The following is a 9,428-nucleotide window of genomic DNA, read 5'->3' on the forward strand; positions in this document are numbered from 1 at the left end:
AAAATAGAGAGTGGAATAACTAGCTACCTCGGGGTTTTATTGTCTTTTTTCCCTGTTTGGTAAATTTCTTAAGCATAAAGGTTACACCAACTTTCGTTATCAAACAAGATAAGTTCGCTAAACCTCTAATCGTAGAGAAACTTTTCAATTTACCATTGAGATTTAGTATAATATACCAATATGATTATTTTAGCTTGCAGTTTTAAAATCACATAGTATAATAAGTTTATAGTAATTTTTAATATATTATATAAGAAACAATTATGTACAATAAGTTAATATATTCACTAATTCAAGAATTTCGTCCAGAACTATCAAGCAAGGAAATAGAGAAATATTCTAGTGAATTGCAGAAGCTAAGTTCTAAATTTGATCAGCTACACACTAGATACGTTTGTGAAAATAAACTGGGTTTGCTTTTCGACGCACGTTATCAAATAAACGTTAAAGGGGAAAGTTATATTATTAAAGATTATCAATGTTATTTTGTTAAAGGCTTGGAAGAAATCTTGAGGAATAATCCGCAAATTTCCTTAAGAGAAGCTATCGATTCTATGAAAAAGGTAGTTGATGTTGATTATGAACACGCTATTAATTCTATGACAGAGATAATTGGTCCTGATTATATTCCTGATATTGTTTCTGATTGCAAAATAATTGATATTGATAATATTATTACACATCATTATGAAGACGTCAGGGATTATGAATCTGATAATCATTATTATTCAGATGGTAATGATATTTGGTATTAGGATCATAGCTTGAAATCCCTGCAGAAATACAAGCGTCAAGTTAGTTTGAAGTGGTGTGTTTAGCAGAAAAAGAAACTACTGAGTTGACCTTTTGTGTGTGACATATTTTTTCCTCAGTAGTTAAATAGCTACTTTATAACGAACTTTGTCAGTAACCGCTAGGTTTTTTAGTTGCCGTGCAATAAAGCCATCCCAGTGTCGGAGCTACTTGAATGACAGAAGAAGGGGGTATCTTCATGACACCGTCATAAGGGAACCAGTGTAAGGAAGGTACCTTCCTTACAGGAAAACTCTATAGTCAGCAGATTTCAATCAATAACAGCTAAAGATCTCTCTGCAACGTTAATTTCTTTTATATCTGTAACTCTATCATCCTGATCGAACGAGATTTGCAAAGACTTGCTGCTATACTTTCTTTTCCCTAAGAAATTAGATTGTTTAATTTTATATGAGATATAATACCAAGCATTTTCATCAAATTTAGATACTAATGTTGGCGACCCTAAAGTGTGGACCACTTTTTCTTTATTATCACCTACTTTTATCTTGTTCCATAATTCAACGCTGATGCCTGGAGCCCCGTGATTGTGAATAGTGTGTGTACAGCTTACTAGAGATAGTAAAACAAGAAATATTAATGCTCGCATTTTTTTTGATAAATCGTTGTGAAATTACAATACACTAATAAGCTACCTGTAGTCAAATTTTGCAAAAGTTAAATTGACTGATTTTTGATATCGCTTAATATAATATTTACTTCAGAAAACAATTAGGTGTTCTATGTCATTATTAAAAGCAGATCCAATATATAAGCCCTTCAACTACCCTTGGGCATATGATGCGTGGTTACAGCAACAAAGAATACATTGGATACCGGAAGAAGTTCCGCTTGCTGACGATGTAAAAGATTGGAAAACTAAACTTTCGAATGTGGAGAAAAACCTACTCACTCAGATTTTTAGGTTCTTTACTCAAGCGGACATTGAAGTAAATAACTGCTATATGAGGCATTATTCAAATATATTTAAGCCAACAGAAATATGCATGATGCTTGCCAGCTTTTCCAACATGGAAACCATACACATTGCAGCCTACTCATACCTTTTAGACACAATTGGCATGCCGGAAAGTGAATATCAAGCGTTCTTGAAGTATGATGCTATGAGGAAGAAGTATGAATACATGTTAGAATTCGAGGAAAGTAAAAAACACGATAAAAAACATGTAGCTAAAACTCTAGCAGTATTTGGTGCATTTACTGAAGGATTGCAGTTATTCGCATCATTTGCAATTTTGCTCAATTTTCAACGTTTTGGGAAAATGAAAGGCATGGGGCAAATAATTGCTTGGTCAGCACGTGATGAAACTTTGCACACCAACTCGATTATCAATTTATTCAACACGTTTATTAAAGAGAATAATGAAATTTGGAATGACGAGTTTAAAGAGGAATTATATTCTGCATGTCACACTATTGTCGGGCTTGAAGACGAATTTATAAAGCTTGCTTTTGATTTAGGGGACGTTGAAGGACTATCTGCAGAAGAAGTGCGCAATTATATACGCTATATAGCAAACAGACGGTTAACGCAATTAGGCCTGAAACCCATATATGACATTAATGATAATCCCCTTCCGTGGCTTGACGAAATACTAAATGGTGTGGAACACACGAATTTTTTTGAAAATAGAGTAACAGAATATAGCCGCGCAGCAACCCAAGGCACATGGGAAGAAGCTTTCGCTGAAAATGATACTGATGATAAAGAGCGCTAATTAGTTTCTTCGCGTTATCCAAGACTTGACATTGGGTTTATAATATGCCATAATAAATTTATAGCTTGGAGGAAAAAATGCAGGAATTAGATAGAATACTATTAGCAGTCGATTGTAGCCAAAATCTGAACAAGGAGAATATAGCCGATAAAATAAAAGCTGAAATAGAAGCTAAGCTCAATGAAGAAAATTTAGATGAGCAAGTTAAGGAAGGTTTAGAATGGCATCGTAAGCGATGAGAAGAAAATAATTTTGATTTAAAGAAGTTTCCATATTGTGATTTGCTATATCTGGCAGTTAAGCTTGATTGTGAAAAGTTAACAGAGTTACTAATAGAAAATGGGTTTGATATCAGTGATGAAAAGAACTCACCTTTGCATTGGGCTGCTAGGTGGGGAAGTTTAAGAGTAGCAGAGCTTTTACTAGAGAAAGGAATAAGTGTTGACGTACAGAATAGCTCAGGAGAAACCCCTTTGCATTTTGCTATTAGACATGGGTCAAAAAATGAAGAGATAGTAAAATTTCTGATACAAAAAAGAGCAAATGTTAATGCGGAAGACCAAGAGGGATTTGCTCCTTTACATTGTGCTGCTTACTACAAAGCTATAGAAATAGTAAGATCTCTGTTAGAGGGGCAAGCAATTACTGATGTACAAAATAAATATGGGGAAACTCCTTTACGTTGCGCTGCTGAGCATCGATATGCGCAAATAGTAGAGGCTCTATTAAAAGGAGGGGTAGGTGCTGACGTGCAAGATAAAAATGGAGAAACCCCTCTGCATGCTACTAAAAATAATCTGAATTGTGCTACTGAGAGTGAACAGGTACAAGTAGTGACAGTCTTGTTACAAGGAAAAGCAAAGGTTGATTTACAAGACGAAAAAGGAAAAACTCCTTTGCATTATGCTGCTGAGCGTGGACACACACAAATAGCAAAGGTTCTATTAAAAAGAGGGGCAAATGTTGACGCACAGGATAAAGGTGGACAAACTCCTTTGTCCTATGAAGGCGGTTTCAATTCCAAAATAACAAAACTTCTACTAGACCATGGTGCAGACCCATCACGCATTCATAAACCTCGAGCTATCATAATGGGAATTATTGTGGGTACATTAGCTGCTATCATAACTCCATTAGTACTTGTTTGTACTACTGCATTACCTGCGCTAGCAATCATTGGAATTACTGTAGCATCTGCGCTAATAGTTGGTAGAATTTCCTATGGGGTTGCGTATAAGTCATCAGAGCATTCGTTAAATAGCACGTTAAGTAGGGTTAGCTGTAATACTGTGGGTAACGAGACGACTGTTAATCTATAACTGCCCTTACCACAGTAACCGCACTATAGGCTTTATTTTTCTTAGGGCAATGGTTTCTAGATCGTTATAACTCCATAATAGGCTTTTTGGGGCCTGATATCTAGCGTGAAACAAAGTCTAAGCTGAGAACAACCAGTCCTGTAAAATAAATTAATTGACATGCCGTTTATAGCATATAAAATACTTATATAAATTTTAGGGTACAAGATAAACCTAAAAAAAACTGTAAGTATAAAAAGGAGCAAAGTGTTTGGTTTAAATTATTTAATGATGATGGAGATAGCGGCAATAATAGGGGCTATAGTGAGCATTTTAATAGGTCTTGTACTGAGTACTTTGACTAGTTTTTCACCTCTGATAATAGGTGGAATCGTTGGCGGCATCTCCGTAGTACCATTAATTGCAGCTCTCATCACAACTCCTCCATCCGCAGGTCCACATAATCGTAATATGAGTGGTTCACTAAAAGCAATTGTGTACCTAGGTGGCTTATTTACTGGGAGCGTTATAACTGGAATTGGTCTTGTTGCATATGGCGTTACTCCAATAACCAAGGTAGATTCTTTATTGTCTTTATCAACTACAGCAAATTCTTTGTTATCTATAGGGGTTATAGCACTATTATTTCCAATTGTAGCTGCAATTGGAGTAGGTATTGTAATTAAGCTTGCCGGAGTAGTGAAAAAGCATATATCTAATAAACAAACAAAACCACCAGAGGAAGAATCTAGGCCTCCTCAACAAATAAAACCAGAACGTTTACCGGATAGCGAGTTAAGTGAGGTTAATATAGATGAGCACACACGGCCCTCAGCTACTAATTCACCACAGTAACCGCACCGTGGCAGTGTTTGTATTTCTTCCCAGAGTTACAAGGGCATTTGTCGTTTCTTGAAACTTTGGGGAAACTATCCTTTTTAGTAGGGTGCAACCTATTACCTATTTCTTGGTTGTCTGCTAGCTTAAAGTGTGCTAGGCGATGGATGGTAAGCTCCTTCCACTTTTCAAGCATCGACTCAAACATCAAGAAAGCCTCGCGTTTAAATTCATTAAGCGGATCTCTTTGTCCCATGGCACGCAAATTTATGCTTTGTCTTAGGCTCTCCAGAATTGAAAGGTGTTCCCTCCATAAATGATCAAGCGTCATGATCATCACTTGCCTCACTACCGTATTCCACAAACCTGTGGTTTGCTGACTATTGAAATATCTTTCCTTTTCGGCGAAGAATTCTTGCACTTTATTGTTTATGTAATCCAAAGCTTCTTGTTTGTTTAAAAACTTCGCTAAGTCTCCTTTATCAAGTGTTATCCCATATCTTATATGGAATTCTTTGGCAATATCTTCGATGTAATCTTCGTAATAACCATCTTGCACTATGCTTTCTATTACACTCTCATTTACTTCACTATACACTTCAAACAAATCATTGATTTCATTGCCTAAAATATGATTTCTCTGCTTAAAAATAACTCTGCGTTGGTTGTTGATTACGTCATCAAACTTAAGCAGAGATTTCCGCACGTCATAGTTTCGAGCTTCAACTTTCTTCTGCGCTTTCTCAAGTGCCTTATTGATCCATGGATGATGGATAGCTTCGTTGTTCTTTAGCCCCACTCTTTGCAAAAAACTTCTCATTCTATCAGAGCCAAATATTCTCATTAAATCATCTTCAAGCGACAAAAAGAACTTAGAGAGTCCAGGATCACCCTGACGACCAGAGCGACCACGTAATTGATCATCTATTCTCCTGCTTTCATGTCTTTCGGTTCCAACCACACATAAACCTCCAGCTTTTATGGCAATTTCCTTATCTTTTTTTACTCTTTCGACTATTTCTTGGTATTTTTTTTCTCTTTCATCAGCATTTTTTATCTTATTTAGCTCCACTTTTGCTATCATTTCAGCATTGCCACCAAGCTGAATATCAGTTCCACGTCCTGCCATATTAGTTGCTATGGTAATACTTCCTGGTACTCCAGCTTGCGCTATTATATACGCTTCTTGTTCGTGATAACGAGCGTTTAGCACTGAGTGCTTAAGAGAATGGCTTCGCAAAAGCGCAGAAAGTTTTTCAGAGTTTTCGATACTAACCGTGCCAACAAGGACCGGCTGAAGGCGTTTGTGACATTCTTCTATAAACTTCAACACAGCATTAAATTTTTCTTTTTCTGTGCCATAAATTTCATCATCAATATCTATTCTCTTTACAGGCACATTAGTTGGAATTTTTACTACATTCAGCTTATATATATCGCGAAACTCCTCTGCCTCTGTTGCTGCTGTTCCCGTCATACCAGAGAGTTTATTATACATACGAAAGTAGTTCTGAAATGTAACCGATGCCAAAGTTTGGTTTTCATGCTGAATTTCAAGATTCTCTTTTGCTTCAAGTGCCTGGTGAAGACCATCGGAATATCTCTTGCCCTCCATCATACGTCCAGTAAACTCATCGATAATTACTACCTTGCCATCCTTTACTATATAATCTTTATCAGCAGTAAACAGTTTATGTGCACGCAATGCTTGATCTATATAGTGAGTCATTATCATGTTGCCAGTATCATAGAGCGAGGAATTTTCAGGAATGAGATTGTATGACCGAAGTAGTTCCTCCACTCGCGAAATGCCATCTTCAGTGAGGAATACTGCCCTACTTTTTTCGTCTACCTCATAATCAGAATCAACCAATTTAGTTACTATTTTGTTTATGTGCTTATATATCTGATTGTTTTCCTCAACCGTACCGGAAATAATAAGCGGAGTCCGCGCTTCATCAATGAGTATGGAGTCTACTTCGTCTACTATCGCGTAATTGAAGCCTCTTTGTACCATATCCTCTTGAGAAAATTTCATGTTGTCCCGCAGGTAATCAAAGGCAAGCTCGTTGTTTGTTGAATATACGATATCTGCACTATAAGCCTCTTTCCTCTTTTCATCTGTCAAGTTATTCGTGATAAATGCAACAGAGACCCCGAGAGAATTGTATAATTTGCTCATCCATTCTGTGTCTCGTTTTGCAAGGTAGTCGTTGACAGTTACGACGTGTACGCCTTTGCCTTCTAAGGAATTTAGATATGCAGCTAAAGTTGCAACGAGTGTCTTTCCCTCACCTGTTTTCATCTCTGATATCATACCACTGTGAAGCACCATTCCACCGATCAACTGAACGTCGAAGTGTCTCATACCAAGAAATCTTCGCGATGCTTCGCGCACAACCGCAAATGCAGGTACAAGAAGGTCATTTAGTGTTTTTCCATTTTTTAATTCTCGTTTGAATTCCTCAGTCTTACCAGCAAGCTCCTCATCGGATAAGCTCTGCATTTCTGGTTCTAGCGCATTTATTTGCTGAACAATTCTTCTGAAGGACTTTATTATCTTCTTATTCGTTGACCCAAATATCTTTTTTATAAAAAGAAACGATAATATAAAAATGAAGAATATAAGAATAACTGTTAAAACTAACGTAGAATCTGACATAAACTTAAGTAACGTCCATTTAATATGAGATTATATTACTAAATGCAGCCTGCAGCAATTACATATTAGATTTAGAAAATCTTTGGAAAGTCTTTTTTAAATCAAGAATTAAGAGTTTGTTTAGCAATTCCTATTCTTGAAGGCCCTCTATCAACATGTAAAGACTCTATTGCATTATTTTAGGTGTTTGGTAATCTTTAATTCTAGGTCAAACAAATTTATAGCAGCCTGTATGAGGTAACTAGTTATGCACGGTAATATCTACCAGCTAAAGGTATTGATGCTATTTTTGCATCGTGGGGTGCTCTATCAGCACTCCTTTCGCTTAGGTACAGAAACAGAAGAGGCAAGAAAGTTCGATGATTTAGTATTTGAATATACCCAAGGTAGTAAGAAAGTATACCGCTTTCTGCAAGTTAAACACACACAAGATGAAGATAACAAGAGAATTGGAGTAGGGAACTTACTTACAAAAGATAAAAGTGGTGAGTTTAGATTAGCAAAGTATTTTGTTTCTTACCTAAAGATCAAAAATAATCAAGATTTTGCAGATGGTAACCTGAAAGATTTTATCATCTGTACTAATATCAATTTTGATCTGGGTTGCAGCACAGAGCAAAACACAGTGAAGAAGTTGAAGGTAAAAACTTCAGGACCCAACGAGGGAATAGAAATTTTAGTTGAAGTAATCGACACTAGTGATGTCTTTTTTAAAGACGGTGGCACTAGATATAGGTTCTTTTATACTGGCAATGACATTATTTCAATAATGCAGCCATTATTTAAGAGCACTGTAGAAGAAGCGATAGAAGAATTAGAAGAGGAGATAAAAAAACTCCAAAACAAGCCAGATCAGAACTCAAAAAGGAAATTGGAAAGAAATCAGACGTGGCGACGTGAGTTTGGGCGAATGATGAATGAAGGTAGGTTAGAAGGCAATATAAAAGAATTTTTTGATAAGTTAGTATTTGCAGTAAATCAGCCTAACGAAATAAAACTAGCGGATATTATCAAAAGTGAGCTGGGTGAGCAATTTAACAATATTGACAGAAAGAATGTTTACGCCCGTTTTCAAGAAGAAATGCTAGATTGGCTGAAAGAAAAAGGGGGACGTTTTCTTACACATGAGGATGGAAGAGAATTCTTTCGCAAGATGAAAGAAGAAATCTTAGGAGGCTTTCGATTTGAGGTGAGAAATCCAGTAGGATCGTTTACTGGAAGAATAGAGGAACTGGGAAAACCGGGAGAATCGGGGAAACTGCACACATTAATACAAAAAAATCAAGGTGTAGCCACAGTAATATCGCAACTAGTTTCTATCTGTGGCTTAGGGGGAATAGGTAAGACCGAGTTAGCCAGAAAATATACTGAAAAACATAGTAAAGATTATGACAACAATATTATATGGATAAATGCTGCAACCTATGAAACCATGGTGGAATCTTTTCTCAGATTAGCTAAAGGTCTTTTAGGCATTCCTACAGAGGATAGGGATATTGAATCTATTGTAAGAGATGTATACGCTTTTTTTGCAAAGAGAAAAAGTCTCTTTGTTTTTGATAATGCAGAAGAGTATAGAAGTGAAGGTCAAGATGCTGGTATTAGTCAATTTTTACCGTCCCACTTTTTATCATCTGATGATAATAAACCTAGTGTTCTGATTACCTCTCGTAATCAAAAATGGGGAGACATAGAACCATTAAAATTGGGTACATTTACTGAAACAGAGTCAATAGACTTCATTAGAAAAGCGCTAGGTATAAAAGATGGATCACAAGAAAATGAAATAAAGAATCTAGCAGAGACATTACAGCATTTTCCTTTAGCTCTACAGCAGGCAGTTGCATACATAAAAGAAAGAGATATAGCATTAAAGAATGTAGGCTTGAGGTTTGAAATCAGTGATTATTTAAAGAGGTATAAAGAGGAAGCAGAAAAATTACTTGATTTTAAGTTTCCTAAAGACAGCGACAATAGCTACACCAAAACAACTTTTATAACCTGGAGAATTACTATTGACAAAATCAAAGACAACGCAGAGTATGGCCAAACCATACGCGTCAAGTTAAGGAAAGAAGATGTGAAAGAGAACAGAATAAT

The 9,428-nt window shown here is 36.2% G+C and carries 8 protein-coding genes; 6 read left to right on the top strand and 2 right to left on the bottom strand.

What is annotated here, in order from left to right; genetic code table 11:
* Positions 1-263 precede the first annotated feature (263 nt).
* Positions 264-755 carry a hypothetical protein gene (locus DM84_RS02800; protein ID WP_250778228.1) on the top strand — a complete coding sequence of 164 codons (492 nt, stop codon included), beginning with the start codon at positions 264-266 and terminating at the stop codon, positions 753-755.
* A 308-nt stretch (positions 756-1,063) separates the two neighbouring features.
* On the opposite strand, the gene DM84_RS02805 is transcribed toward DM84_RS02800, so the two are convergent.
* On the bottom strand, positions 1,064-1,402 hold the full coding sequence (locus tag DM84_RS02805; RefSeq protein WP_250778229.1) for an outer membrane protein assembly factor BamE: 339 nt from the start codon (positions 1,400-1,402) through the stop codon (positions 1,064-1,066).
* Positions 1,403-1,535: 133 nt separating this feature from the next.
* Between DM84_RS02805 and DM84_RS02810 the strand changes: the two genes are divergently transcribed.
* The 4 genes from DM84_RS02810 (at position 1,536) to DM84_RS02825 (ending at position 4,684) form a co-directional block, all read left to right on the top strand.
* Positions 1,536-2,531, top strand: a complete 996-nt coding sequence (locus tag DM84_RS02810) for a ribonucleotide-diphosphate reductase subunit beta (protein ID WP_250778230.1) — start codon at positions 1,536-1,538, stop codon at positions 2,529-2,531.
* Positions 2,532-2,608: 77 nt separating this feature from the next.
* The gene (locus DM84_RS02815; protein WP_250778231.1) at positions 2,609-2,770 is read left to right on the top strand and encodes a hypothetical protein; all 162 of its coding nucleotides are present in this window, start codon (positions 2,609-2,611) and stop codon (positions 2,768-2,770) included.
* Between the two features lie 42 nt (positions 2,771-2,812).
* Entirely contained in the window at positions 2,813-3,850 is a 1,038-nt protein-coding gene (locus DM84_RS02820; RefSeq protein WP_250778232.1) for an ankyrin repeat domain-containing protein, read from the top strand.
* Positions 3,851-4,096: 246 nt separating this feature from the next.
* The gene (locus DM84_RS02825; RefSeq protein ID WP_250778233.1) at positions 4,097-4,684 is read left to right on the top strand and encodes a hypothetical protein; all 588 of its coding nucleotides are present in this window, start codon (positions 4,097-4,099) and stop codon (positions 4,682-4,684) included.
* Here DM84_RS02825 and secA read toward each other — a convergent pair.
* A complete protein-coding gene (gene secA, locus DM84_RS02830; RefSeq protein WP_250778234.1) occupies positions 4,668-7,328 on the bottom strand; it encodes a preprotein translocase subunit SecA in 2,661 nt (886 codons plus the stop codon). The two genes, DM84_RS02825 and secA, sit on opposite strands and share 17 nt — an antisense overlap.
* Before the next feature lie 247 nt (positions 7,329-7,575).
* Between secA and DM84_RS02835 the strand changes: the two genes are divergently transcribed.
* Positions 7,576-9,428 (top strand): NB-ARC domain-containing protein (locus DM84_RS02835; protein WP_250778235.1); only part of this gene is annotated, 1,853 nt, incomplete at its 3' end.

Origin of the sequence: Wolbachia pipientis (assembly GCF_023661085.1) — a bacterium.
Classification (GTDB): Bacteria; Pseudomonadota; Alphaproteobacteria; order Rickettsiales; family Anaplasmataceae; genus Wolbachia.